General features: G+C 72.8%; 22 protein-coding genes. 14 read left to right on the top strand and 8 right to left on the bottom strand.

All coding sequences use genetic code 11. The features are described 5' to 3' along the window. Positions 1–92: 92 nt before the first annotated feature. Positions 93–1,946, bottom strand: a complete 1,854-nt coding sequence (locus tag ACILRH_RS13520) for a hypothetical protein (protein ID WP_395694081.1) — start codon at positions 1,944–1,946, stop codon at positions 93–95. A 102-nt stretch (positions 1,947–2,048) separates the two neighbouring features. Here ACILRH_RS13520 and ACILRH_RS13525 point away from each other — a divergent pair, with 102 nt between their 5' ends. The 5 genes from ACILRH_RS13525 to ACILRH_RS13545 all read left to right on the top strand — a co-directional run bounded on the left by ACILRH_RS13525 (position 2,049) and on the right by ACILRH_RS13545 (position 6,991). Beyond that, positions 2,049–3,308: a DUF6350 family protein gene (locus ACILRH_RS13525; RefSeq protein ID WP_395694082.1), complete on the top strand. Its 1,260-nt coding sequence runs from the start codon at positions 2,049–2,051 to the stop codon at positions 3,306–3,308. Next, positions 3,305–3,913 carry a phosphoribosylglycinamide formyltransferase gene (purN, locus tag ACILRH_RS13530; protein WP_395694083.1) on the top strand — a complete coding sequence of 203 codons (609 nt, stop codon included), beginning with the start codon at positions 3,305–3,307 and terminating at the stop codon, positions 3,911–3,913. The genes ACILRH_RS13525 and purN overlap by 4 nt, the downstream gene beginning before the upstream one ends. Before the next feature lie 124 nt (positions 3,914–4,037). Further along, the gene (gene purH, locus ACILRH_RS13535) at positions 4,038–5,612 is read left to right on the top strand and encodes a bifunctional phosphoribosylaminoimidazolecarboxamide formyltransferase/IMP cyclohydrolase (protein ID WP_395694085.1); all 1,575 of its coding nucleotides are present in this window, start codon (positions 4,038–4,040) and stop codon (positions 5,610–5,612) included. Between the two features lie 168 nt (positions 5,613–5,780). Continuing rightward, entirely contained in the window at positions 5,781–6,638 is an 858-nt protein-coding gene (locus ACILRH_RS13540; RefSeq protein WP_395694087.1) for a bifunctional methylenetetrahydrofolate dehydrogenase/methenyltetrahydrofolate cyclohydrolase, read from the top strand. Continuing rightward, positions 6,635–6,991 (top strand): DUF3017 domain-containing protein, encoded by a 357-nt coding sequence (locus ACILRH_RS13545; RefSeq protein WP_395694089.1) that lies wholly within the window; start codon positions 6,635–6,637, stop codon positions 6,989–6,991. The genes ACILRH_RS13540 and ACILRH_RS13545 overlap by 4 nt, the downstream gene beginning before the upstream one ends. A gap of 357 nt (positions 6,992–7,348) precedes the next feature. Here the strand turns inward: ACILRH_RS13545 and ACILRH_RS13550 are convergent, their stop codons facing one another. Beyond that, complete coding sequence (locus tag ACILRH_RS13550) at positions 7,349–8,335, bottom strand: malate dehydrogenase (protein WP_395694090.1); 987 nt, start codon at positions 8,333–8,335, stop codon at positions 7,349–7,351. Between the two features lie 115 nt (positions 8,336–8,450). Here ACILRH_RS13550 and ACILRH_RS13555 point away from each other — a divergent pair, with 115 nt between their 5' ends. Next, on the top strand, positions 8,451–9,080 hold the full coding sequence (locus ACILRH_RS13555) for a hypothetical protein (protein WP_395694091.1): 630 nt from the start codon (positions 8,451–8,453) through the stop codon (positions 9,078–9,080). 32 nt (positions 9,081–9,112) lie between these two features. Here ACILRH_RS13555 and ACILRH_RS13560 read toward each other — a convergent pair whose 3' ends face one another. After that, positions 9,113–10,210 carry an MIP/aquaporin family protein gene (locus tag ACILRH_RS13560; protein WP_395694093.1) on the bottom strand — a complete coding sequence of 366 codons (1,098 nt, stop codon included), beginning with the start codon at positions 10,208–10,210 and terminating at the stop codon, positions 9,113–9,115. A gap of 205 nt (positions 10,211–10,415) precedes the next feature. Between ACILRH_RS13560 and ACILRH_RS13565 the strand changes: the two genes are divergently transcribed. From ACILRH_RS13565 to ACILRH_RS13575, 3 genes are all read left to right on the top strand, one after another. Then, the gene (locus ACILRH_RS13565) at positions 10,416–12,608 is read left to right on the top strand and encodes an NADP-dependent isocitrate dehydrogenase (protein ID WP_395694095.1); all 2,193 of its coding nucleotides are present in this window, start codon (positions 10,416–10,418) and stop codon (positions 12,606–12,608) included. Next, positions 12,601–13,134, top strand: coding sequence for a hypothetical protein (locus tag ACILRH_RS13570; protein WP_395694097.1), 534 nt, complete (start codon positions 12,601–12,603; stop codon positions 13,132–13,134). Before ACILRH_RS13565 ends, ACILRH_RS13570 begins: the two co-directional genes overlap by 8 nt. A gap of 262 nt (positions 13,135–13,396) precedes the next feature. Then, on the top strand, positions 13,397–14,647 hold the full coding sequence (locus ACILRH_RS13575; protein WP_395694098.1) for an MFS transporter: 1,251 nt from the start codon (positions 13,397–13,399) through the stop codon (positions 14,645–14,647). Here the strand turns inward: ACILRH_RS13575 and ACILRH_RS13580 are convergent. Then, positions 14,617–15,696: a GNAT family N-acetyltransferase gene (locus ACILRH_RS13580; RefSeq protein WP_395694099.1), complete on the bottom strand. Its 1,080-nt coding sequence runs from the start codon at positions 15,694–15,696 to the stop codon at positions 14,617–14,619. The genes ACILRH_RS13575 and ACILRH_RS13580 overlap by 31 nt on opposite strands. Before the next feature lie 65 nt (positions 15,697–15,761). On the opposite strand from ACILRH_RS13580, the gene trpS reads away from it, so the two are divergent. From trpS to ACILRH_RS13605, 5 genes are all read left to right on the top strand, one after another. Next, positions 15,762–16,820 carry a tryptophan--tRNA ligase gene (trpS, locus tag ACILRH_RS13585; RefSeq protein ID WP_395694101.1) on the top strand — a complete coding sequence of 353 codons (1,059 nt, stop codon included), beginning with the start codon at positions 15,762–15,764 and terminating at the stop codon, positions 16,818–16,820. 9 nt (positions 16,821–16,829) lie between these two features. Further along, positions 16,830–17,354, top strand: a complete 525-nt coding sequence (locus tag ACILRH_RS13590; protein WP_395694103.1) for a 2'-5' RNA ligase family protein — start codon at positions 16,830–16,832, stop codon at positions 17,352–17,354. Further along, positions 17,354–18,397, top strand: a complete 1,044-nt coding sequence (locus ACILRH_RS13595) for a YihY/virulence factor BrkB family protein (RefSeq protein ID WP_395694105.1) — start codon at positions 17,354–17,356, stop codon at positions 18,395–18,397. The genes ACILRH_RS13590 and ACILRH_RS13595 overlap by 1 nt, the downstream gene beginning before the upstream one ends. A gap of 124 nt (positions 18,398–18,521) precedes the next feature. Further along, positions 18,522–20,366 (top strand): ELWxxDGT repeat protein, encoded by a 1,845-nt coding sequence (locus tag ACILRH_RS13600; RefSeq protein ID WP_395694107.1) that lies wholly within the window; start codon positions 18,522–18,524, stop codon positions 20,364–20,366. Further along, a complete protein-coding gene (locus tag ACILRH_RS13605; protein ID WP_395694108.1) occupies positions 20,363–21,397 on the top strand; it encodes a TIGR03032 family protein in 1,035 nt (344 codons plus the stop codon). Before ACILRH_RS13600 ends, ACILRH_RS13605 begins: the two co-directional genes overlap by 4 nt. 98 nt (positions 21,398–21,495) lie before the next feature. Here ACILRH_RS13605 and ACILRH_RS13610 read toward each other — a convergent pair whose 3' ends face one another. Genes ACILRH_RS13610 through ACILRH_RS13625 form a run of 4 tightly spaced genes read right to left on the bottom strand, consistent with a single transcriptional unit; the run spans position 21,496 to position 26,063 of the window. Continuing rightward, the gene (locus tag ACILRH_RS13610) at positions 21,496–22,239 is read right to left on the bottom strand and encodes a succinate dehydrogenase/fumarate reductase iron-sulfur subunit (RefSeq protein ID WP_395694110.1); all 744 of its coding nucleotides are present in this window, start codon (positions 22,237–22,239) and stop codon (positions 21,496–21,498) included. Beyond that, positions 22,236–24,278 (bottom strand): fumarate reductase/succinate dehydrogenase flavoprotein subunit, encoded by a 2,043-nt coding sequence (locus ACILRH_RS13615; protein ID WP_395694130.1) that lies wholly within the window; start codon positions 24,276–24,278, stop codon positions 22,236–22,238. Before ACILRH_RS13615 ends, ACILRH_RS13610 begins: the two co-directional genes overlap by 4 nt. 21 nt (positions 24,279–24,299) lie before the next feature. Continuing rightward, positions 24,300–25,001 (bottom strand): succinate dehydrogenase cytochrome b subunit, encoded by a 702-nt coding sequence (locus tag ACILRH_RS13620; protein WP_395694112.1) that lies wholly within the window; start codon positions 24,999–25,001, stop codon positions 24,300–24,302. Between the two features lie 54 nt (positions 25,002–25,055). Beyond that, positions 25,056–26,063, bottom strand: coding sequence for a glycosyltransferase (locus ACILRH_RS13625; RefSeq protein ID WP_395694114.1), 1,008 nt, complete (start codon positions 26,061–26,063; stop codon positions 25,056–25,058). Between the last annotated feature and the right edge of the window lie 80 nt (positions 26,064–26,143).

Genomic DNA, 26,143 nt, shown 5'->3' on the forward strand with positions numbered 1-26,143 from the left:
TCGTGTGGGCTCAGCGAGGTGCTGAGTCGGGAGGGATACGCCGTACCCGGCCCCACGGTTGCACGGGACGGTGGATATTTCTGGTCAGGCGCTCACGACGCGCTCGGCGCCATCGCGCCCAGGCGCGCCAGCGCCCGCTCGGTGAGGGCGACGAAGGCGGCGTTGGTGAAGCCGACGTGCGGCGCCGGGACGAACCCGACCTGGCCGACCGCGGTGCCGTTGCGGACCACGCCCATCAGGTAGTCCACCGTCTGGTCGTCGCTGATCTCGGTGGAGACGTGCCACACGGTGAGGTCGCGTTCCTTGCCCTCGACGTGGGCCAGCCGGCTCACGTCGGTGCCCATCTGCTTGTCCGAGCACTTCGCCAGGTCGGTGCGGACCTGCTCGACGAAGGCCTCGGCCTTGGCGGTGCTCGGCAGGGCGCCCACGGTCTCGGTCAGGCCGAACTGCGCCGGCAGGTGGGCTCCCGGCACCAGGAAGGTGCGGGTGGCGCTGTCGGTCATCGGCGCGGCGGAGAAGTCGGTCTGGTCGCAGCCGGTCGCGGCGGCGTTGGACCGCGCCTGCCGGGGCTCGGTGCCGACCCAGGGGCGCGTGGTGCCGCTCACCGGCGGCAGGTCGACCTCCGCGAGCATCGCCGGGACCGAGGCTGCGGGCACCGGCGCTGCCGTCCGCACCCGGGGAGCCACGGCGCAGGATCCGGCGTCCTGCAGGCTGCACAGGCCGGTGACGGCGTCGGCCAGGAGGCCTGCGGACCGCTCGAGCGGTGGCTGCTTGCCGACCGGGAACCGGGTCAGCGTCGTGGTGACCAGCTGGCCGGTGCGGGCCACCCCCGCGACGACCGTGGAGCCGTCGCCGTCCCAGGTGCGCAGCTCGAGCAGCATGGCGTCGTCGCCGACGCCGTCGACCGCGTGCGTGCCGACCAGCTGGGCCCGGTCGGTGTCGCAGGTCGCGAACCAGCCCAGCGCGGTGGTGTACCCGCGGTCGGCGGCCTTGGCCGTCGCCGAGGCCTGCGCGGTCTGCACTGCCACGGGCGGGGTCCGCCCGGCCCGGGGAGGCCGGGTCGTCTCGGGCGTGAAGGTCCGGACCAGCGCGGTGGTGCCGCGCGGGTCGGCGTAGCGGTCCCGCTGGCAGGGCATGACGAGCCCGGAGCCGGTCGAGTTGTCGTCGGTGCCGGCCTCGGTCCAGCGGGTCCCGGGCGTCGCCCGGGTGAGCTCCTCGGCGCTCACCAGCGCCTCGGCCGGCAGGTCGGGCGGGCTGGGGGTGCGGCTCGCGGCCGGGCCGTCGGACGTCTGCACGCGCTCCTGGGCGAGCGAGGGGTGCACGCCGGTGGTGTCGGTGACCAGCGTGCCGACCACCGCGAGGGCGGCCACCGTCCCGGCCACCCCGACGAGCGTGTGCGTACGTCGGCGCGCGGCTCCGGAGCGCCGCACGATCGTCGGCCGGGGCCAGCGCTCGTCGGCGAGGTGGGCGCGGACGGGCTCGAAGGCGTGCCGGACGGTCGTGGTCGGGACCTCGCGCGCCATCGCGAACTGCGCGGTCGCGGCCTGCAGCTCCTGCTCGGCCTCGGTCCGGGGGAGGCCGACCTCGCGGGAGATCTCGGCGAGCGTCGCGGTGGTGAGGTGGCTGAGCAGCAGCACCCGCCGCTGGCGCAGCGGGAGCCGGCCGAGCGCGTCGAGGGTGGCCTTCACCTCGGGGTCGAGACCCTTCTCCCGGTGCCAGAGCTTCGCGGTGTGGCGGCGCTGCGCGCGCGAGCAGGCCTGCACCCGCGTCCAGGCCTCGGGGTCCTCCAGCCGCGAGACCTTGCGCCAGTGGTGCCAGGCCACGACGAAGGCGTGCCGGACGGCCGCGCGGGAGGACGGGAGGTCGCCGGTCTGGCAGTACGTCATGACCAGCAGGCGGTCGCGGACGTCCTTGTAGAACTGGTCGAACTCGTCGGGGTCCTTCATGGCACCGTCCACCGTAACCCGGTGGGCACCCGGGGACCGAACTGCCGGCGACCGGCGTGGGAGCCGCACCCGGGCCCTCGCGACGGTGATGATGGCGGGGTCATGACGTCCCTGCTCCCGGGTCCGGCCGCCGCGACAGCGGCGCCGCTGGACGCCCGCCACCGCCGGCCGCTGGTCCTCGTCGCCGTGCTGGGCGGTGCCGCCGCGGCGCTCAGCACGCTGGTGGTGTGCCTGGCCGCCGGGGTCGTCGGCTGGTTCCTCGCCGACGCCGGCGCCCACGGGGCGCCGCGCGACGGGCTCCGCGTGGGCGCGTTCGCCTGGCTGCTCGCCCACGGCTCGGGGCTCCACGTGAGCGGCGTCACGGTGACCGTCGTGCCGCTGGGGCTGACCGCGCTCGCCGCCTGGGCGATCTGGCGGCTCGGACACCGCGTCGGCGACTCCGTGTCGGGCCACGGGCCGGACGCCGACCGGATCGCCGACGGCGAGCGGGACTGGACCGTCGCGGTGGCGACCGCCTGCTTCGCCGCGGGGTACGTCGCCGTGGCGCTCGTCACGCTCCGGCTCGCCGACACGCCGGCGACCGGCCCGTCCGCGCCGCGGGTCCTGCTGTGGTGCCTGCTGCTGTGCGCGACCTCCGGTCTGGCGTCCATCGCCGTCGGGTCCGGCCGGGCGGCCATCTGGACCGCGCTGCTGCCGGCCGGCGCGCGGGCGGCCGCCGCGACCTGCCTGCGGGTGCTCGGGTGGTACCTCGCCGTGGCCGCGGTCGCGTTCCTGGCCGCGCTCGTCGTCGACTTCGGGACGGCCGTCAACGTGATGTCGCGGCTGCACACCGACGCCGGCGACGCCACCGTCTACGTCGTCGCGACCGCGACCGTCGTGCCCAACGCCGTGCTGTTCTCCGCCAGCTACCTGCTCGGACCCGGCTTCACGGTCGGGATCGGCACCCTGGTGTCCCCGGCGGTGGTCCAGCTCGGCCCGCTGCCGATGTTCCCGCTGCTGGCCGCGCTCCCCGACAGCGGGACGCCGCCGGCCTGGACGGCGTACCTCCTCGGCCTGGGTCCGCTCGTCGCGGCGCTGGCCGCCGCCTGGTCGCAGCGGCGCCTGCCGACGCAGCGGTGGGAGGAGGGGATGCTCCGCGGCTGTGCCGGTGGCGTGCTCGCCGGGATCGTGCTCGCGCTGCTCGCCGCGGTCTCCGGCGGCGCCGTCGGTCCTGGTCGGATGCGGGCCGTCGGACCCGACACCGTCGACGTCCTCGTGCACGCCGTGACCGCCTTCGGGATCGGCGGCCTGGTCGGCGGGCTGCTCATGACCGGGTGGCAGCGGCGGGCGGCCCGTCGGGCCTCTCTAGACTCACCCGCGTGACCGCCCGCCTCGTCGTCCTGGTGTCGGGCTCGGGGACCAACCTGCAGGCGCTCCTGGACGCCTGCGCCGACCCGGCGTACGGCGCCCGCGTGGTCGCCGTCGGCGCCGACCGGGACGGCATCGAGGGATTGGCGCGGGCGGACCGCGCCGGCGTGCCGACCTTCGTCCGCAAGGTCGGCCAGTTCACCAGCCGCGACCACTGGGACCGCGCGCTGGCCGACACCGTCGCCGCCTTCGAGCCCGACCTGGTCGTGCTCGCCGGGTTCATGAAGCTGGTCGGCCCGACGTTCCTGGATCGCCTCGGCGGCCGGGTCGTCAACACCCACCCGGCTCTGTCGCCCTCGTTCCCGGGGATGCACGGTCCCGCAGATGCCCTGGCGTACGGCGTCACGGTGACCGGCTGCACCCTGTTCGTGGTCGACGCGGGCGTCGACACCGGCCCGATCGTGGCGCAGCGGGCGGTGCCGGTGGAGGAGGACGACACGGTCGAGACCCTCCACGAGCGGATCAAGGTCGCCGAGCGCGCGATGCTCGTCGAGTCCGTCGGCCGGATGGCGCGCGAGGGGTTCCGGGTCGACGGGCGCCGGGTCCGCTTCGGCCGCTAGGCTGGCCCCACACGACTGGCGCAGGTGGGGGACCACCGGGGAGTGACGTCGGGAGCATCGTCCGCCTGGGTGCTCCTCGCCCGCCCGACGACCCTGACCCCACGCTGACCCCGCAGGAGTGCCCGTGTCCGACCGCCGCATCCCGATCCGCCGAGCGCTTGTCTCGGTCTACGACAAGGCCGGCCTGGAGGACCTGGTGCGCGGCCTGCACGAGGCCGGCGTCGCGCTGGTGTCGACCGGTGGCTCCGCCGCGCTGATCGAGGGCCTCGGCGTGCCGGTCACCAAGGTCGAGGACCTCACCGGCTTCCCGGAGTGTCTCGACGGTCGCGTGAAGACCCTGCACCCGAAGGTGCACGCCGGCATCCTCGCCGACCGCCGCCTCGACTCCCACGTCGAGCAGCTGGCCGACCTCGGCGTGGAGCCGTTCGACCTCGTGGTGTCGAACCTCTACCCGTTCGTCCAGACCGTGACCTCCGGTGCCACCCCGGACGAGTGCGTCGAGCAGATCGACATCGGTGGGCCGTCGATGGTGCGCGCGGCCGCGAAGAACCACCCCTCGGTCGCGATCGTCACCTCCCCGGACCGCTACGGCGACGTCCTCGCGGCCGTCGCCGCCGGCGGCTTCACGCTCGCCGAGCGGCAGCGGCTCGCCGCCGAGGCGTTCGTCCACACCGCGACGTACGACGTGGCCGTCGCGTCCTGGATGGGCAACGTGCTGACCGACACCTCCGACGGCTCCGCTGGATCTGGGGGAGGCTTCCCGGCCTGGGTCGGCGGCACCTGGGACAAGCAGGCGGTGCTGCGCTACGGCGAGAACCCCCACCAGAGCGCCGCGCTCTACCTGAACGGCTTCGGGTCGGGGCTGGCGCAGGCCGAGCAGCTGCACGGCAAGGAGATGTCCTACAACAACTACGTCGACGCTGACGCGGCCCGGAGGGCGGCGTACGACTTCGACGAGCCCGCCGTGGCGATCATCAAGCACGCCAACCCGTGCGGGATCGCGGTCGGTGCCGACGTCGCCGAGGCGCACCGCAAGGCCCACGCCTGCGACCCGGTCTCGGCGTTCGGCGGCGTGATCGCGGTCAACCGTCCGGTCTCGGTCGCGATGGCCGAGCAGGTCGCCGACGTGTTCACGGAGGTGATCGTCGCTCCCGGGTACGACGACGGCGCGGTCGAGGTGCTGCAGGGCAAGAAGAACATCCGGATCCTCGTGGCCGAGCCGGCAGTGCGCGGCGAGGTCGAGATGCGGCCGATCTCCGGCGGGCTGCTGATGCAGCAGCGCGACTACGTCGACGCCCCCGGCGACGACCCGTCGACGTGGACGCTGGCGACCGGCGAGGCCGCCTCGCCCGAGCTGCTCGCCGACCTGGCGTTCGCGTGGAAGGCCTGCCGCTCGGTGAAGTCCAACGCCATCCTGCTGGCCAAGGACGGGGGCTCCGTCGGCGTCGGCATGGGCCAGGTCAACCGGGTCGACTCCTGCCGGCTGGCCGTCGAGCGGGCCGGCGAGCGGGCCGCGGGCTCGGTCGCCGCGTCCGACGCCTTCTTCCCCTTCGAGGACGGTCCGCAGGTGCTCATCGACGCCGGGGTCGCCGCGATCGTCCAGCCGGGCGGCTCGGTGCGCGACGAGCTGACGATCCAGGCCTGCCAGGCGGCCGGGGTCACCATGTACTTCACCGGCACCCGGCACTTCTTCCACTGAGCCACGGCGAAGCCGGGGCGTGCAGTGGAAGGTCGAGTGCGCCCGCGGCTGAGGAACGAAGCCGCGACGGCGTGTATCGAGACCTGATCTGTGACGGGTCTCGACACACCGCCTCGTTCCGCGGCGGCACTCGACCACCGAGCGAACCACCAGTGGAAGGATGACCCCGTGACCGCACAGAAGCTCGACGGGACCGCGACCCTCAAGGCCATCAAGGCCGAGCTCACCGAGCGGGTCGCCCGGCTGCGGGAGCGGGGCGTCGTGCCGGGCCTGGGCACCGTGCTCGTCGGCGACGACCCGGGCTCGCACTGGTACGTGTCCGCCAAGCACAAGGACTGCGCCGAGATCGGCATCGCGTCGTTCCGGGTCGACCTCCCGGCGACCGCGTCCCAGGCCGAGGTGGAGGCGGAGATCGACCGGCTCAACGCCGACCCGGCGTGCACGGGGTTCATCGTCCAGCAGCCCACCGGCCTCGACGAGTTCCGGCTGCTGTCGCGGGTGGCTCCGGAGAAGGACGTCGACGGCCTGCACCCGACCAACCTGGGCAAGCTGGTGCTGGGTGAGTCCGGGCCGCTGCCGTGCACCCCGATCGGCTGCATCGAGCTGCTGCGCCGCAACGGGGTGGAGCTGAACGGCGCCGAGGTCGTCGTCATCGGTCGCGGCATCACCGTGGGCCGGCCGATGGGGCTGCTGCTGACGCGACGCAGCGAGAACTCGACCGTCACCCTGTGCCACACCGGCACCCGCGACCTGGCGACGCACACCCGGGCCGCCGACGTCGTCGTCGCGGCCGCCGGGGTCCCGGACATCGTCACCGGCGACATGGTCAAGCCCGGTGCCGCCGTCCTCGACGTCGGCGTCTCGCGCCGTGACGGCAAGATCGCGGGCGACGTCGCCGCCGACGTGTGGGACGTGGCGGCGTGGGTCTCGCCCAACCCGGGCGGCGTCGGTCCGATGACCCGCGCGATGCTCCTGTCGAACATCGTGTCGGCGGCCGAGCAGTCGGCCGGTCAGCCGGTGGCGTGAGCCGGCCCGTGGCCGACATCGAGCCCCCGCACGACGAGCCGCCCCTCTCGGCGGAGCCGGGCACCGAGGAGCACGGCCGGCGCTACCCGTCCACCATCGGCGGAGCGTTCTACCTCGGCGTCCTCGCGGTCGTCGGCATCTCGATCGGCCTGGTCACCACCGGCAGCTGGCGGCTGGGCGTGCGCTGGTTCGGCGGGGCGCTGATCTTCGCCGCGCTGGTGCGGGCGGTGCTCCCCACCAAGGACGCGGGCATGCTCGCCGTACGCCGGCGGTGGTGGGACTGCCTCCTGCTGGCCGCGACCGGAGCCGCGCTGATCTTCCTGGCCGGCTCCATCCCCGACCAGCCGCTCTAGCAGACGCCTTCGGGCTCGTCGGTCGAGCAGCCGCCGCGAGCGGGCGGCGGTGGTCTTCGCCGGTCGAGTAGCCGCCGCGAGCGGGCGGCGGTGGTCTTCGCTGGTCGAGTAGCCGCCGTGAGGAACGACCGGCGGCGTATCGAGACCCCTGCCGTGGTGTGGTCTCGGTACGCCGGCCGCGGCTTCGTTCCTCAGCCGCGCGGCTACTCGACCTGGCTGCCGGATCCTGGTCCTCGCGAGCTCGGACCAGGGCAGCTCAGTCTCGATACGCGCCGTCGCAGCCTCGTCCCTCGGCTGCGGGCGCTACTCGACGTGGCACCGGGTTCCCGGCCCGAGCAAGCTCGGGCCGGGCGGTGCTCAGATCAGGCCGAGCTCGGTGACGGCCTCGCGCTCCTCGGCCAGCTCGGCGGTCGAGGCGTCGATGCGGGCGCGCGAGAAGTCGTCGATCTCCAGGCCCGGGACGATCTCCCAGTCCCCGTCCTTGGTGGTGACCGGGAACGACGAGATCAGGCCCTCGGGGACGCCGTAGGAGCCGTCGGAGGCGACCGCCATCGACACCCAGTCGCCCGCGGCCGACGAGGTCAGCCAGTCACGGGCGGCGTCGATGGTCGCCGAGGCGGCCGACGCCGCGGAGGAGGAGCCCCGGGCCTCGATGATCGCCGCGCCGCGCTTGGCGACGGTCGGGATGAAGGTCTCCTCGACCCAGGTCTGGTCGCCGATCACCTCGGCGGCGTTGCGGCCACCGATCTCGGCGTGGAAGACGTCGGGGTACTGCGTGGCGGAGTGGTTGCCCCAGATCGTCATCTTGGTGATGTCCGTGACCGCCGCACCGGTCTTGGCGGCGACCTGCGAGATGGCCCGGTTGTGGTCGAGCCGGGTGAGCGCGGAGAAGCGCTCGCGCGGGATGTCGGGGGCGTTGGTCATGGCGATCAGCGCGTTGGTGTTGGCCGGGTTGCCGGTGACGCCGATGCGGACGTCGTCGGCGGCGACCTTGTTGAGCGCCTTGCCCTGCGTGGTGAAGATCGCGCCGTTGGCCGAGAGCAGGTCGCCGCGCTCCATGCCGGCGGTGCGGGGGCGGGCACCCACGAGCAGTGCGAGGTTGACGCCGTCGAAGATGGTCTCCGCGTCGTCACCGATCTCCACGCCGGCCAGCTGCGGGAACGCGCAGTCGTCGAGCTCCATGACCACACCCTCCAGCGCCTTGAGCGCTGGGGTGATCTCGAGCAGGCGCAGCTCGACGGGCCGGTCGCCGAGCAGGGCACCGCTCGCGAGGCGGAACAGCAGGCTGTAGCCGATCTGGCCGGCGGCGCCGGTGACGGCGACCTTCAACGGGGTAGAGCTCACGACGACTCCTCGGACACGCTCATCGAGCACTGGTGGTTTCCGCCTCCCGACGCTAGCAGCGCGCCGGTGCCCTGCGATGCTGGGGTCCATGACGGTGCGGGGGAGGGCACGGACCGTGGCGACCCTCGCCGCCGTGCTGCTGACGGCCCTCCCGCTCGCCGGGTGCGGCACCGCGTCGCGACCCAGCCCGCCGGCCGGGGTGGACGAGCTCGTCGTCCCGACCCCGAGCCCGGACCCCGCCGACTTCGTCGCCACCGTCGACAACCCGTGGTTCCCGTTGCCGGTCGGGACCACGTGGCGCTACGACGTGGCGGACAGCTCCGGCAACCACACGCTCCTCGTCTCGGCGGCGCCGGGTCCCACGGTGGCCGGCGTCGCCACGACCGCCCGGGTGGCCCGGGAGTCGGGCCGGCAGGTGGTCGACTGGTACGCCCAGGACACTCGCGGCAACGTGTGGTGGTTCGGCCGTGCCGGCCAGTGGCGTGCCGGGGTGGCCGGCGCCCGGGCCGGCCTGGCGATGGCGGCGACCCCGCGGGTCGGTGACGGCTACCGGATGGACTGGGCGCCCGGCGTCGCCCAGGACACGGCCCGGGTGGTCGCGCTGGACGACGTGGACCTGGTCGTCGAGCAGCGCACCGAGCTCGCGCCCGACCAGGTCCGTCAGCTCACCTACGAGCGCGGCACCGGACCGGTGCAGGAGGAGCAGAGCTCCGGCGGCTACCGCGTGGTCCGGCTGGTGCGCTGACCGCCGGGTCGCTCGGGCGCGGCGGCCCGGCGCTACTGCGGCGGGCGGATCTGGGTGTGGTCGCCGGGGTCGTCGTCCGCGCTCGGCTGGACCTGCTGCTGGACCTGCTGCTGGACCTGCTGTTGGGCCTGTTGCTGGGCCTGTTGCTGGGCCCGCCACTGCTCGGGCGTCTGCCCGACCGGGTGCCACTGCTGCCCGACCGGGTCCCACTGCCAGCCGTCCTGCACGATCGGCTGCGCGACGGCGTACGACGCCGTGCCCGCCTCCTGGTTCCACTGCTGCTGGTACTGGTCCGGACCGAGCACGACTACCTGCGCGCGCGGTCGGAGGAACGCCAGGCCGGACCCGGGGATGCTCTCGGCGTGCCGCCCGAAGACCGCCGGGTAGAGCGCTCCGGCCGCGATGCCGCCGAGCAGCGGCGCCAGGATGAACAGCCACAGCTGGATGATGGCGTCGCCGCCGGCGAAGAGGGCGGGACCGATCGAGCGAGCGGGGTTGGCCGAGGTGCCGGTCGCCGGGATGGCGACGAAGTGGATCGCGGTGAGCGTCAGGCCGATCGCCAGCGGCGCCAGCGCCGGGTGCTCGAACCGCTCGTCGGTGACGGCCAGGATGACCATCACGAAGGTCGCGGTGATCAGCACCTCGAGCAGGAACGCCGCCCACCAGGCGTACCCGTTGCCCTGGTCGCCGTAGAAGTTCTGGCCCATGTTGCGGGTGGCCCGGTAGCCCGGGAACCCGTGCATGAGCAGGAAGAGGGCCAGCGCGCCGAGGACGGCGCCGCCGAGCTGGGCCACGGCGTACGTGCCGGCCTCGCGCCACGCGATCCGGCCGCCCACGGCCGCACCCACCGACACCGCCGGGTTGAAGTGCCCGCCCGAGACCCGTCCGAACGCGTACGCCATCACCATCACGACCAGACCGAAGGTGAAGCCCACCGTCGCGATCGTGAACTGGTCGACCCGGCTCGCGTAGACGACCGAGCCACAGCCGAAGAACACCAGCGCGAACGTCCCGATGACCTCGGCGGCCACCTTCTGCTGGATCCTCGGGGCTGCCGCCGTGCCCTCCACGGACTGGTCGACGGACTGGTCGACGGACTGGTCGACCGGCTGGGCGTCGGGCTGGCTCATGCGTCTGCTCCCCTCGTGGCGGCGCCCTCGCGGACGCGCGGCAGCACTCTAGTGAACGCCGCGCCGCCGGACGAGGGTCGCGGCCCCGGGCCGCGTTGCCCGGCAGGGGAGCGGGTGCGAGGCTGGACCGGTCGGACCCGTCAGGTATCTTGACGTCAAGGTATTTCGGAACGTCCCCGCAGCCGAGCATCAGGAGTCGCCGAGCATGGCCACCATCATCTACACCCACACGGACGAGGCGCCGCTGCTGGCGACGTACTCCTTCCTCCCGATCCTCCAGGCGTACGCCGCCCGGGCCGGTGTGGACGTGGAGACCCGTGACATCTCGCTGTCGGGGCGCATCCTCGCCGCCTTCGGTCTGGCCGACGACGCGTTGGCCGAGCTCGGCGCGCTGGCCAAGACCCCCGAGGCCAACATCATCAAGCTGCCCAACATCTCCGCGTCGGTGCCGCAGCTCAAGGCGGCCGTCAAGGAGCTGCAGGAGCAGGGCTTCGACGTCCCCGACTACCCCGAGAGCCCCTCGACGGACGAGGAGCGCACGGTCCGCGCGGCGTACGACAAGGTCAAGGGCTCCGCGGTCAACCCGGTCCTGCGCGAGGGCAACTCCGACCGGCGCGCGCCGGCCTCGGTCAAGAACTACGCGAAGAACCACCCGCACCGCATGGGTGCCTGGTCCGCGGACTCCAAGACCTCGGTGGCGACGATGGGCGAGCACGACTTCTTCTCCAACGAGAAGTCGGTGGTGCTCCCGGCCGACGACGTGCTGACGATCAAGCACGTCGCCTCCGACGGCACCGAGACCGTCCTCAAGGACGGGCTCGCCGTGCTCGCCGGCGAGGTCGTCGACGGGACGTTCATGGACGTGGCGGCACTCCGCCGGTTCCTGACCGAGCAGATCGCCCGCGCCAAGGCGGAGGGCGTGCTCTTCTCCGTCCACCTCAAGGCCACCATGATGAAGGTCTCGGACCCCATCATCTTCGGGCACGTGGTCCAGGCGTTCTTCCCCACGCTCTTCGAGCAGTACGGCGAGCAGCTGGCCGCCGCCGGCATCTCGCCCAACGACGGGCTCGGTGCCCTGCTCGGCGCGGTCGCGGGCCTGCCGGAGGGTGACGCCATCAAGGCGGCCGTCGACGCCGGGCTCGCCGAGGGGCCGCGGATGGCCATGGTCGACTCCGACCGCGGCATCACCAACCTCCACGTCCCCTCCGACGTGATCATCGACGCCTCGATGCCGGCGATGATCCGGATCGGGGGCCACATGTGGGGCCCGGACGGCGAGGAGGACGACACCCTCGCGGTCATCCCGGACTCGTCCTACGCCGGCGTCTACCAGGCCGTGATCGACGACTGCCGCACCCACGGGGCCCTCGACCCGTCCACGATGGGCTCGGTGCCCAACGTCGGGCTGATGGCCCAGGCGGCCGAGGAGTACGGCTCCCACGACAAGACCTTCGAGGTCCCGGCCGCGGGCCGGGTCCAGGTCGTCAACAGCGCCGGCGACGTGCTGATCGAGCACGAGGTCCAGCCGGGCGACATCTGGCGCGCCTGCCAGACCAAGGACGCCCCGATCCGCGACTGGGTCAAGCTCGCCGTCACCCGCGCCCGCGCCTCGAGCACCCCGGCGATCTTCTGGCTGGACGAGAACCGTGCCCACGACGCGAACCTGATCGCCAAGGTGAAGGAGTACCTCCCGGAGCACGACACCGACGGGCTCACGATCGAGATCATGCCGCCGGCCGAGGCCACGGCGTACTCCCTCGAGCGGATCCGCCGGGGCGAGGACACGATCTCGGTCACCGGCAACGTGCTGCGCGACTACAACACCGACCTCTTCCCGATCCTGGAGCTGGGGACCTCGGCGAAGATGCTCTCGGTCGTCCCGCTCATGAACGGCGGCGGCCTCTTCGAGACCGGTGCCGGCGGCTCGGCGCCGAAGCACGTGCAGCAGCTCGTCAAGGAGAACTACCTGCGCTGGGACAGCCTCGGCGAGTTCTTCGCGCTGGTGCCGTCGCTGGAGCTGTACGCCGAGCAGGCCGGGACGCCCGGCGCGACGGTCCTCGCCGCGGCACTGGACCGGGCGACCGAGACGTTCCTCAACGAGGACAAGTCGCCGACCCGTCGCCTGGGCGGCATCGACAACCGCGGCTCGCACTTCTACCTGGCGCTCTACTGGGCCCAGGAGCTGGCGAAGCAGACCGAGGACGCCGAGCTGGCCGCCGCCTTCGCGCCGCTCGCCGAGCGGCTCGCGGCCGCCGAGCAGACGATCGTCGACGAGCTGATCGCGGTCCAGGGCTCGCCGGCCGACATCGGCGGCTACTTCCGGCCCGACGATGCCAAGGCGGACGCGGTCATGCGCCCGTCGGCGACGCTGAACGAGGCGATCTCGAGCCTTGGCTGAGCACCCGCCCGAGGAGGAGCAGCCGGCGTACGACCGCTGGACGCGCAAGCCTGCCCTGAGCAACCGGGGCTACGTGCTCGCGGTCGTCGTGCCCATCCTGGTGGCCGCGGCCGGCTTCGGCCTGATCTCGCTGATCTCGACCGGGGACGACACGCCGAGCGGGACGACCGTGCGACTGCCGGTGTCCGGGTGGGCGCCGGACAGCGGCGGGGACGTCCCGGGCAACGCCGTCATCGAGGGCACCGTGAACATCGACGCGCGGCGGTGCGTCTACCTCACCCCGACCGTGCGCGGTGGCAACGAGCCCGACCAGGTCTGGGTGGTGTGGCCGGCCGGGTTCCACGCGATCCTCGACCAGGGCCGGCTGACGATCTACGACGGCGACGACAAGCCGGTCGCCGGCCTCGGTGACGTGGTCCGGATGACCGGCGGCACCACCTCGGTCAGCACCTACGCCACCGAGACCTGCCTGCCCGACAGCGGCGACGTGTCCGTGGTCGAGTCGGCGGTCACGGTGGTGCAGTAGCCGCCCGCCGCCGCTTCATCAAGGGATGTCGGTGAACCTGCGCTTCCCATGGCCTGCCCGCCGTGGGAAGTGCAGGTTCACCGACAGACCGTGATGAACCTGCGACGACTGGGGCCGAGAGCCGGGACGCAGCGTCGACCTCCGACGCCTCGACGCCCGCCGCGGAATAGGCCGTCACGCGGGTCCGGTTGCAGACTGGGTGGGCTGAGCACGCCGTCAGCCGCCTCGATCACCGACCGGAGAAGGCCTTCCCGACAGACCCATGACGACGACCGCGCCCGGCGCCTCCGCCGACCTCCCGACCGCCCCGGTGCGGACGAGCCACCTGACGCTCGCCATGCTGGCGCTCGCGCTCGGTGGGTTCGCGATCGGCACGACCGAGTTCGTCACGATGGGTCTCCTCCCGCAGATCGCGGAGGGTGTGGGCGTCTCGATCCCGCAGGCGGGACACGTGATCTCGGCGTACGCGCTCGGCGTGGTGGTCGGCGCCCCGCTGATCGCGGTCTTCGGTGCCAAGCTGCCCCGGCGAGCGCTCCTCGTCGGCCTGATGACGGCGTACGCCGCGTTCAACCTGCTCAGCGCGGCGGCCGGCAGCTACGGCGTGCTCTTCGTGGCGCGCTTCCTCGACGGCCTCCCGCACGGCGCCTACTTCGGGGTCGCGTCCCTGGTCGCGGCCGACCTGGCGCCGCCGGGCCGCAAGGGACGCGCGGTCGCGAGCGTGATGCTCGGGCTCTCGGTCGCCAACGTCGTGGGCGTCCCCGCCGCGACCTGGCTGGGCCAGGTGGCCGGCTGGCGCACGGCCTACGTGTTCACCGCGGGGATCGCCGCCGCCACCGTCCTCATGGTGGCGCTGTTCGTGCCGTCCTGCCCCGGCAACCCGGCGGCGACCGGACGGCGCGAGCTCCAGTTCTTCCGCAACGGCCAGGCGATGCTGACGCTGCTCGCCGGGGCGGTGGGCTTCGGCGGGCTGTTCGCGGTCTACTCCTACATCGCCCCGACGGTCACCGAGGTCGGTGGCCTCCCGGAGTCCGCGGTGCCCGTCTTCACCGCGGCCTTCGGGCTCGGCATGGTCGCCGGGACGTGGCTGGCCGGCCGGCTCGCCGAGTGGTCGGTGTTCCGCTCGCTGATCCTCTCGGGCGTGGCCTCGTTCTTCGTGATGCTCCTGGTCTGGGCGCTCGCGCCGCTGGGCTGGCTGCTGATGCCGGCGATCTTCCTCGTCACCGCGGTGGGGTCGGTGCTCGTGGTCAACCTGCAGCTGCGGCTGATGACGGTCTCCGGCGACGCCCAGACCCTCGGCGCCGCGATGAACCATGCCTCGCTCAACCTCGCGAACGCCCTCGGCGCCTGGCTCGGCGGGCTGGTCATCGCCGCGGGCTACGGCTACCAGGCGCCGGCGTTGGTCGGCGCGGCGCTGTCCGTGCTCGGCATCGGGGTGCTCTTCTGGTCGGCCGCGGTCCACCGCCGCACGGCAGCCGCCGAGTCTCAGCCGACCTCGTCGGGCAGCAGGTCGTAGCCCACGAGGTCGACGACCTCACCGGCTCCGGTGCGGGCCGCCCGCCGGCGTACGCCGGTCCGCCGCATGCCGAGCGCCTCGAGCACGCCGAGGGAGGCGGCGTTGGGTGCCGAGGCGTAGGCCGCGAGCCGCGGCAGGCCGAGCTCGCCGAATGCGTGCCGGACCGCCAGCCGCGCCGCCCGCACCGTGAGCCCGCGACCACGCGCCTCGGGGTGCGTCCAGTAGCCCAGCTCGGCCTCCTCCGGGATCCGGTAGAGGCCGACCACGCCCAGGAGCGCGTCGTCGTCGGCCGCCGACCACGCCCAGGTGATCGTGTGGCCGGTCGCCAGTCGCTCCTGCACCTGCTCCACGTAGCGCGCGCCCGCCGCGAAGTCGGGCTCGCGCGGCAGGAACGCGAGCCAGTACTGCGTCCCGGGGTCGCCGAGCCCCTCGACCACTCGGGGCACGTCGGCGTCGGTGAACGGCCGCAGCCGCGCGCCGTCGCCCTCGACCACCGGGTTGTCGAGCCAGGTCGTGCGCGGCTCGCGCGGGTCCTCGCGCAGCAGTGTCCCCACCCAGGAGGTGCGCAGGTCCCCGCGCTGGGGCTGCCAGTCGCGGACCGTGCCCTCGACGGTGAAGCCGAGCCGCCAGGCCAGCCGGCGCGACGGCCAGTTGCCGACGTGGGCCCACCAGATGACCGTGCGCAGGTCCTTGGCCGTGAAGCCCCAGTCCAGGAGCAGGCGCAGGCCCCGCTCGACGTGCCCGTGCCCGCGCGCCGACGGGAGGGCGCCGTACCCGACCTCGGCCCGACCGTCGCCGGCGGGGCGCAGCGACACGCTGCCGGCGAACCGGCCCGCCACCTCGAGCGCGAATCCCCACTCGCTGTCGTCGGCCCACCCGCCGGGCATGATCCGTCCGACGAAGTGCTCGGCATCGGCCCGGGAGTAGGGCACCGGGACGGTCGTCCAGCGCTGCGAGACCGGGTCGAGCGACTGCTCCAGGACGCCCGGTACGTCGTCGGGCCGGTGGGCTCGCAGGGTGACGACTCCGTCGGTCAGCGTCGGGATCACCACGGCACCCTAGACGCCCGACCCAGGTGCGTCCGCAGCCACCCGCATGGGTCAGAATGACGCACATGTCCATCTCGACCGAGCCCCAGGTCGCAGCGGCGGCCCAGGGGGCGGCGACCGCGCGTCCGCGGGTGCTCTCCGGCATCCAGCCGACCGCCGACTCGTTCCACTTCGGCAACTACCTCGGCGCCCTGCGGCAGTGGGTGGACCTGCAGGAGGACTACCAGCCGTTCTTCTTCATCGCCGACCTGCACGCGATCACTGTCGAGCAGGACCCGAAGGTGCTGCGCGAGCGGACGCTGCGCGCTGCCGCACAGCTGCTGGCCGCGGGCATCGACCCGGACCGCTCCGCGATCTTCGTGCAGTCCCAGGTCCCCGCGCACGCCCAGCTCGGCTGGGTGCTGCAGTGCCTCACCGGGTTCGGCGAGGCCCGCCGGATGACGCAGTTCAAGGACAAGTCCGCCAAGGGCGGGGAGGGGGCCGCGAGCGTCGGCCTGTTCACCTACCCGATCCTGCAGGCGGCCGACATCCTGCTCTACCGGCCGCACTACGTGCCGGTCGGCGAGGACCAGCGCCAGCACCTCGAGCTGACCCGCGACCTGGCCCAGCGGTTCAACCGCCGCTACAAGAAGACCTTCCGGCTCCCGGAGCCCTACATCCTCAAGGCGACCGCGAAGATCACCGACCTGCAGGAGCCGACCGCGAAGATGTCGAAGTCGGCGTCGTCGCCGTCGGGCATCGTGGAGATGCTCGACGACCCGGCGGTGTCGGCGAAGAAGATCCGGTCCGCGGTGACGGACTCCGGCTCGGAGATCCGGTTCGACCCCGAGACGAAGCCCGGGGTCAGCAACCTGCTGACGATCTTCTCCTCGCTCACGGGTCGGTCGATCACCGACCTGGAGTCTGCCTATGAGGGCCGGGGCTACGGCGACCTGAAGAAGGACCTCGCCGAGGTGGTCGTGGAGTTCGTGACGCCGTTCCGCGAGCGCACCCTCGAGCTGCTCGACGACCAGACCCACCTGACCGACGTGCTGCGCCGGGGCGCCGAGCAGGCCGGCGCGGTGGCCGAGGGCACGCTGCGGGACGTCTACCAGCGCGTCGGCTTCGTCGCGCCGGGCCAGTAGGGTCGGGGGATGCCCACCATCGGCGTGGCCGTCGCGATCCCGGAGCCCTGGGCGACCGAGCTCCAGGACTACCGCACGTCGATCGGCGACACGACCGCGGCGATGATCCCGACCCACATCACGCTGGTGCCGCCGACCGATGTCGACGACCTGCACCTCGCGGAGGTGGAGAAGCACCTGGAGGAGTCGGCAGCGGAGGTGCGCAGCTTCTGCGTGCACCTGCGCGGGACGGGGACCTTCCGGCCGGTGTCCCCGGTGGTGTTCGTGACCCTGGTCGAGGGCATCTCGCAGTGCGAGCAGCTGGCCAAGACCCTGCGTCGCGGCCCGCTGGACGTCGAGCTCGCCTACCCCTACCACCCGCACGTCACCGTCGCGCACCACCTCGCCGACGAGCCGCTGGACCGGGCGTTCACGGAGCTCTCGGGCTTCGAGTGTGAGTTCGACGTGGAGCGGTTCCACCTCTACGTGCACGATGCCCGGGAGGGCTGGCGACCCACTCGGGACTTCCCGCTGCAGGCCCCCGCCGCGGACTGATGACGGGGTTCGCGCAGCGGCTGTCGGCGACCGTCGACGGTGTCCGCCGCCGCAGCGGCCTGGTCGACCACCTGGTGCGGATGCAGGAGCACTACAGCGCCGTGCGTGCGGGCCGCCAGGCCGGGGCGGTCACCTACTTCGGCTTCCTGTCGTTCTTCCCGATCCTCGCGCTCGCGTTCTTCGTGGTCGGCCTGGTGTCCCAGGTGTACGCCGACGCGCGGCAGGACCTCGCCGACGCCCTCAACGCGGTGATGCCGGGCCTGATCGGCAGCGACGAGGGGCAGGCGACCCTCGCCCAGATCGAGCGGGCCGCGAGCACTCTTGGGATCCTCGGCGCGTTGATCCTGCTCTACTCCGGGCTCGGCTGGCTCTCCGCGATGCGCGACGCGTTGAGCACGGTGTTCGAGACCCCGCCGGCGCGACGCCTCGGCTTCGTGGCCGCCAAGCTGCGCGACCTGCTGGTGCTCGTGCTGCTCGGGGCGGTGCTGTTCGTCTCGGTCGTCGTCGCGGGCCTGATCGGGGGGTTCTCCGGCGACGTGGTGCGCTGGCTCGACCTGTCGGTCGACCTCGGCTGGCTGGTGACACTGCTGACCGTCGTGGTCGGGATCGGGGCCGACCTCCTGCTGTTCTTCCTCCTCTTCCGGCTGCTGGGCCGCACCGACGCGCCCCGGGACGCGCTCTGGCAGGGCGCCCTGCTCGGTGCCCTGGCCTTCGAGGTGCTCAAGCAGCTCTCCACCCTGCTGTTGCAGGCGACCCAGGGCAGCCTGGCGTTCCAGGCGTTCGGCATCGCGCTGATCCTGCTGGTGTGGATCAACTACTTCTCGCGGATCGTGCTCTACGCCGCCGCCTTCACCCACATGGCGCGCTCGGCCCGGGCGCTGCGTGTCGCCGAGCCGTCCGCGGTCGTGGAGGGCCCGCCCTCGCCGCCGGTGGCCGCGCTCGCCGAGCCTGGACGGGGCTGGGTCACGCCGTACGCCGCCGGCGCACTCACCACGCTGGGCCTGGTCGCGCTGGCGCGCCGGCTCGCCCGGCGGGGGTCGTGACGCCAGGACCCGGACCCGCCGACACGCCTGACAACCTGCGGCGCCGTGCGTGCGTCGTACCGACGAGGAATGATCAGTCCAGCACCGGCACGGACCCGCCGTGCCGCACTCGGGGGAGGCAACGATGAGTCGTCGACGACGTGGTGACCGGCAGAGGGCGCTGCGGCAGCGTCTGGCCGGGGAGAAGGCCCGGCGGCGCCGCGCCCGGACCAGCGGCACGCGTCGCTCGGCGGCCGCCGCCGTCGCCGCCCTCGGGCTGGCGGGCCTGACGGCCGGTGCCGGCGGCGTCAGCGCACCGGCAACGGCCGCCGCGCCGTCGTGCGGCGCGCCCACGCCCTCGAGCGACCCCTCCGGGTTCGTGAAGCTGGGCGGGTCGGTCCTGTTCATGGCCGACGACGGAGTCCACGGCCGCGACCTCTGGCGGTCCAACGGCACCGCCGCGGGCACCGTCATCGTCCGGGACCTCAGCGGCGACGACGGCTACTACGACCAGCCGTCCGGCCCGGTCGTGGCCGGGGGAGCGGTCTACTTCACCGCCGACGACGGCGCGCACGGTCGGGAGCTCTGGAGGTCCGACGGCACCCGGGCCGGCACGGTGCTGGTCAAGGACATCGACCCCGACGACGGCTACTACAGCGGTCCGTCCGACCTGACGGCCGTGGGCGACCGGCTCTTCTTCGTGGCCGACGACGGCGTGCACGGCAAGGAGCTGTGGACCACCGACGGCACGCGCGGCGGCACCGTCATGGTGAGGGACATCCAGAAGGCCGCCGCGGGCTACGACGACGCCGCGCCCACCTCGCTGACGGCCGTGGGTGACCGGCTCTTCTTCGCCGCCGACGACGGCGTCCACGGCCAGGAGCTGTGGCGCTCGGACGGCACCCGGGCCGGCACCGTGATGGTGAAGGACGTCCGGCCGCACTCCTACTCCAGCAGCCCGACCGGCCTGACCGACGTCGGGGGAGTCGTCTACTTCTCGGCCCGGGACGGTGTGCACAACCTCGAGCTGTGGCGCTCGGACGGGACCGCGGCCGGGACCTCCCTGGTCAAGGACGTCTGGCCGGGCGCCCGGCCGGGCAACCCGACCGACCTCGTGGGCGTCGGCGGGTCGCTCTACTTCACCGCCGAGGACCCCGTCGCCGGTCGCGAGCTGTGGACCTCCGACGGCACCGAGGCGGGCACGGTGCTGGTCAGCGACATCGACCCGGGCAACGCCGGCGAGGGCGAGGAGTACGAGTCGGGCCCGACCGACCTGACCGCCGTGGGGGGCGCGCTGTTCTTCTCGGCCGACGACGGCGTCCACGGTCGCGAGCTGTGGACCTCCGACGGCACCGAGGCGGGCACGGTGCTGGTGGACGACGTCCGCGCCGACGCCTACGACAGCAACCCGTCCGAGCTCGTCGCACTGCACGGTGACCTCTTCTTCACCGCGCAGGACGGTGAGCACGGCCGCGAGCTCTGGACCTCCGACGGCACCGAGGCCGGCACCGTCCTGGTCGAGGACATCGACCCGCAGAACGACGACTACTACAGCGGCCCGACCGACCTGACCGCCCTCGGTGGCCGGTTGTGGTTCTCCGCCGACGACGGCCGTCACGGCCGCGAGCCGTGGCGCTCAGACGGTACCGCCGCCGGGACCTCGGCCGTCGACGACGTCAACCGAGGCGGCGAGTTCAACGTGTCGGCGAAGGCCAGGCTGGACCCGCGGGAGGGCTTCGCCTACGTCAAGGTCCAGGTCGCCGGCGCGGGCACCCTGGTGGTCGGCCCGGCGGGCAAGGACCCCGTCCGACGGTCGGTGCAGGAGCTGACCCGACCCGTGCGCACCACGGCGGTCGTCGAGCCCACCCCGGCGGGGATGAGGCAGCTGCGCAAGAGCGGTCAGCTGCGGGTCAAGGTCCGGTTCACGTTCACCCCGTGCGGAGGCGAGGGCTCCAGCGTGGTGCGCAGCTACACGCTCCGGCTGCGGTGACGACGGCGCCCGGCACCGAGGTCCGCTACCAGAGCGCGGAGCTGGCCGACGTCCTCCAGGACGTCGCCTGCTCGGTGCTCGTCTCGACCTACCAGGCCGGGCAGGTGGTGGCGGTCGGGGTGGCCGACGAGCAGCTGCACCTGGCCTTCCGGCGCTTCGACCGGGCCATGGGTGTCGCGGTCGGGCCCGGTGCGCTCGCCGTCGGTGGCAAGGACCAGGTGTGGCTGCTGCGCGACACTCCTGGACTGGCGCCGCAGCTGCCCCCGGCCGCCCGGTTCGACCGATGCTGGCTGCCGCGGAGCTCGGTCGTCACCGGCCCGATCGCGTGCCACGAGGTGGCCTGGGGGAGGGCCGACGACGGTGAGCCGGACCTGTGGGTCGTCAACACGCGGTTCTCCTGCTTGGCCGGCCTCGACGACCGGCACAGCTTCGTGCCGCGCTGGCGGCCGCCGTTCGTCTCGGCGCTCGCGCCCGAGGATCGGTGCCACCTCAACGGCGTGGCGATGAGGGACGGTCGCCCGGCGTTCGTCACCGTGATGGCGCGCAGCGACGAGGCCGGTGGTTGGCGGGCGAGCCGCAACGAGACCGGCACGGTCCTCGACGTCGGCTCGGGGGAGGCGGTGACCTCCGGCCTGGCGATGCCGCACTCGCCGCGCTGGCACGACGGCCGGCTGCTGGTCCTGAACTCGGGTTTCGGCCGCCTCGAGCAGGTGGACGTGGCGTCGGGCCGCCGCGAGGTGGTCGCCGCTCTCCCGGGCTACGCGCGCGGGCTGGCCGTCCACGGCCACCTGGCCTTCGTCGGTCTCTCCAGGATCCGCGAGACCGCCGTCTTCGGCGGGTCGCCGATCGCGGCCTACCACGAGCAGCTCAGGTGCGGGGTCGGAGTCGTCGACCTCCGCACCGGCGCGACCGTGGCGACCCTGCAGTTCGAGAACGGCGTCGAGGAGATCTTCGACGTCCAGGTCGTTCCAGACACCCGCTGCCCGACGTTCGGCGACGACGAGGTCTGGGTGCTGCCGGGCCCCTCGTGAGGGTCTCGATACGCTCGCTGGCGCTCGCTACTCGACCAGCGGGGATCGCCTGCGGTCGACCATCCACGCTCGCTGGACGGCGTATCGAGACCCGTCGGCTAGTGGCCGTGGCGCAGGGCGGCGTGGAGGTCCCAGTTGAGCCGGGAGATCACGTCGAGCGGGATCTCCTTGGGGCATGCCGCGGTGCACTCACCGATGTTGGTGCAGCCGCCGAAGCCCTCGGCGTCGTGCTGGGCGACCATCCCGACCACGCGGGCGTCGCGCTCGGGCTGACCCTGCGGCAGCTCGCCGAGGTGGGTCACCTTGGCGCCCATGAAGAGCGAGGCCGAGCCGTTCGGGCACGCGGCCACGCACGCGCCGCAGCCGATGCAGGTCGCCACGTTGAACGCCCGGACCGCGTCGTCGCGGGGCACGGGCACCGAGTGCGCCTCGGGTGCCGAGCCGGTGTTGACCGAGATGAAGCCGCCGGCCTGGATGATCCGGTCGAAGGCCCCGCGGTCGACGACGAGGTCCTTGACGACCGGGAACGCGTCGGCCCGCCAGGGCTCGATGACGATCTCGTCGCCGTCCTTGAACGACCGCATGTGCAGCTGACAGGTCGTCGTGACCTCGGGGCCGTGCGCCTGGCCGTTGATCATCAGCCCGCAGGTGCCGCAGATGCCCTCGCGGCAGTCGGAGTCGAAGGCCACCGGCTCCTCGCCCTTGGCGATGAGGTCCTCGTTGAGGACGTCGAGCATCTCCAGGAACGACATGTCCTCCGAGACGCCGTCGAGCTCGTAGGTGTGCATCGCGCCCTTCGCCCGGGCGTCCGGCTGGCGCCAGATCTTGAGGGTGAGTCTCACTTGTAGCTCCGCTGCTTCATCTCGATGGCCGTGTAGACGAGGTCTTCCTTGTGCAGGACGGGTGCGCCCATGCCCTCGGACTCCGAGTCGGCGTCGCGGGTGAACTCCCACGCGGCGACGTACGCGAACTGGTCGTCGTGGCGCAGCGCCTCGCCGTCCTCGGTCTGCGACTCGGCCCGGAAGTGGCCGCCGCAGGACTCGCGGCGGTTCAGCGCGTCGATGCACATGAGCTCGCCGAGCTCGAAGAAGTCGGCGACCCGGCCGGCCTTCTCCAGGGACTGGTTGAGCGAGTCGGCCGTGCCGAGCACCTTCACGTTGCGCCAGAAGTCCTCGCGCAGCGTGCGGATCAGGTCGATCGCCTTCTTCAGGCCGTCCTCGGTCCGCTCCATGCCGCAGTACTCCCACATGATGTTGCCGAGCTCGCGGTGGTAGGAGTCGACGCTGCGGGTGCCGTTGGTGGACAGGAAGTGGGCGACCCGGTCCTCGACGCTCTTCCTCGCCTCGACGACCGCCGGGTGGCTCTCGTCGACCTTCTCGAACGGCCCGTCGGCGAGGTAGTCGCGGATGGTGTGCGGCAGCACGAAGTAGCCGTCGGCGAGCCCCTGCATCAGCGCCGAGGCGCCGAGGCGGTTGGCGCCGTGGTCGGAGAAGTTGGCCTCGCCGGTCACGAAGAGCCCGGGGATCGTGGCCTGCAGGTCGTAGTCGACCCACAGCCCGCCCATCACGTAGTGGACGGCCGGGTAGATCCGCATCGGGGTCTCGTACGGGTTCTCGCCGGTGATCCGGGCGTACATGTCGAAGAGGTTGTCGTACTTCTCCTCGATGCCCGCCCGGCCCAGCCGCTCGATGGCCGCGCTGAAGTCGAGGTAGACGCCCCGGCGGACGCCGTCGACCTCCGGTCCGACGCCGCGGCCCTCGTCGCACACGTTCTTCGCGGCCCGCGAGGCGATGTCGCGGGGGACCAGGTTGCCGAACGACGGGTAGATCCGCTCCAGGTAGTAGTCGCGGTCCTCCTCGGCGATCTCGCGCGGGTCCTTGTCGCAGTCGGCCTTCCTCTTGGGCACCCAGATCCGGCCGTCGTTGCGCAGCGACTCCGACATCAGGGTCAGCTTCGACTGGTGCGAGCCGGTCACGGGGATGCAGGTCGGGTGGATCTGCGTGTAGCAGGGGTTGGCCATGTAGGCGCCCTTGCGGTGCGCGCGCCAGGCCGCGGTGACGTTGGAGCCCATCGCGTTGGTGGAGAGGAAGAAGACATTGCCGTAGCCGCCGGTGGCCAGGACCACGACGTCGGCCAGGTGGGTCTCGATCTCGCCGGTGACCAGGTCGCGGGCGATGATCCCGCGGGCCTTGCCGCCGACGACGATCAGCTCGAGCATCTCGTGCCGCGTGAACTGCTGGACGGTGCCGGCCGCGACCTGGCGCTCCATGGCCTGGTAGGCGCCGATCAGGAGCTGCTGACCGGTCTGGCCGCGGGCGTAGAACGTGCGGGACACCTGGACGCCGCCGAACGAGCGGTTGTCGAGGAGGCCGCCGTACTCGCGGGCGAACGGGACGCCCTGCGCGACGCACTGGTCGATGATGTTGGTGCTGACCTCGGCCAGGCGGTAGACGTTCGACTCCCGCGAGCGGTAGTCGCCGCCCTTGACGGTGTCGTAGAAGAGCCGGTGGACGGAGTCGCCGTCCTCCTTGTAGTTCTTCGCCGCGTTGATGCCGCCCTGGGCGGCGATCGAGTGGGCGCGGCGCGGCGAGTCCTGGTAGCAGAAGGACTTCACGTTGTAGCCGGCCTCGCCGAGGGTCGCGGCCGCCGAGGCCCCCGCCAGGCCGGTGCCGACGATGATGATGTCGAGCTTGCGGCGGTTGGCGGGGTTGACCAGCTTCGCCTCGAACTTGCGGGTGCTCCACCGCTCGTCGATCGGTCCCTCGGGCGCCTTGGTGTCGAAGATCGGGCTGCCCGGCACGTAGTAGCCGGCCGCGTCGTCGCCGTGCTCGTGACCCGGTGCGTCGTGGGAGGGGTCACCGGTGAGGGTGGTGTCCGGCATGTCGGTCATCTGCGCGACCCCTTACTTGGTGATGACGCCGGTCAGGACGGCGATCGGGACGAGGGAGAAGCCACCGGCGATCACGACCGCCAGGATCCAGCCCAGGGTCTTGGCGTTGCGGCGGGCCCGGGCGTTGTTGGTGAGCCCGAGCGTCTGCGCGGCGCTCCACGTGCCGTGGTGCAGGTGCATCCCGAGCGCGAACATCGCCGCGAGGTAGATCAGCGTCATCCACCACACGTCGAACGTGTCGACCAGGAGGTTGTAGGGGTCGTTGGTCGACCCACCGCTGATGTTGACCTTGCCGACGGTGAAGTTCAGCAGGTGCCACACCAAGAAGAGCAGGATGGTCACGCCGCCCCAGCGCATCCAGCGCGAGGAGAACGACGACGCGAGGTTCTTCTTGACCACGTACTTCTGCGTCCGGGCGCGACCGGCGCGCCGCCACAGCGCGAACGCGGAGTACGCGTGCACCACGAGCGCCACGATCAGCGCGACGCGGAGGATCCAGAGGAAGCCCTCGTAGGGCAGCATCGGCTCGCCCAGCGTGCGCAGGTGTGCGGCGTACTCGTTGTAGGCGTCATGGCCGGCGAAGGCCTTGAGGTTGCCGTACATGTGCAGCAGCACGAAGAGGATGAAGATGATGCCGCTGGCCGCCATCAGGAGCTTGAGCGTGATGGTTGAACGCGACGCCCGCGCTCCCGTCACCAAGGTCGTCGTTGCCACGGTCGTCCACGGTACCGGGCGTCGTCGGGGTGACGGGACGGGGGATCGTGTGACTTACGCCCGGTTACCCACCAGTTGCCTCCGCCGGCGCAGCAGCGGGCGGTAGTGCTCCTCGACCAGCTCGTCGACCGCGTCACGCCACGTCCGCGTTGCGAGCGCGTGCGCCCGCTCGCCCAGCAGCGCCCGCCGACGGTCCGCGGCGAGGGCCGCCACGGCGTCGGCCAGCCCCGCCTCGTCGCCCCCCACGACCGGGACCCCGGCGGCCGCCGCCTCGCGCAGTGGGTGGCAGCACGTCTCCTGCCGGCCCGGGTGCACCAGCACGTCGAGCGAGGGCAGCGCGACGGTCAGGTCACCGGTGCCGAGCGCGCCGACGAAGCGGGCGCCGGGCAGCCGTCGCTCCAGCCAGTCGCGCTGGGGGCCGTCGCCGATGACCACGGGACGGATGCCCGGGACGCAACCCAGCGTCGCGAGCCGGCGCACGTCGTGGCGGTCGCGGAGGCTGCCGACGTACCCCACGACCACGAGCGGTCCGGCGGCGGACCGGGACCGTGCCCAGCGGCGGTGCAGCCACTCGTCGCGCAGGGCCGGTGTGAACGCCGCGGTGTCGACCCCGGGCTGCCACAGCGCGGCCGGGACGCCGCCCTCGGCGACCCGGTCGACCATCCATCGTGAGGTGACCAGCACCCGGTCGGCGCGGTCGGCGGCGCGGCTGCGCCAGTGGTCGAGGGTGACGTCCAGGAGTGCCGACTGCTCGACCACGACGACCGGCACCCCCGCGCGGTGGGCGTGCTTGACGGCCCGTCGGCCGAGGGCGCGGGGCGACGTGGCGTGCACCAGGTCCGGACCGAAGAGGTCCAGGGCCTCGCGGACCTGAGCACCCCTGCGCTCCAGCGGGTGCACGCGCGCGACGCGGCAGCCCCGGTAGGTCGTCAGGCCGGGGCCGGGAGCGACGACCAGGACGTCGTGGCCGAGGTCGACCAGCCGGTCGAGGACGGCCTTGACCGTGGTGGTCGTCCCGTCGGCGGTCGGGAGGAACGTCTCGGTGACCAGCGCGATCCGCATGACCCACCCTGGCCAGGTCGGGATGTCCGGACCACTGCGTCCGGGTGGACGTCGGGTGAACCGCTCGGGTCGCCCTCGAC

It is taken from the genome of Nocardioides sp. (genome assembly GCF_044226765.1).
Lineage (GTDB): Bacteria > Actinomycetota > Actinomycetes > Propionibacteriales > Nocardioidaceae > Nocardioides.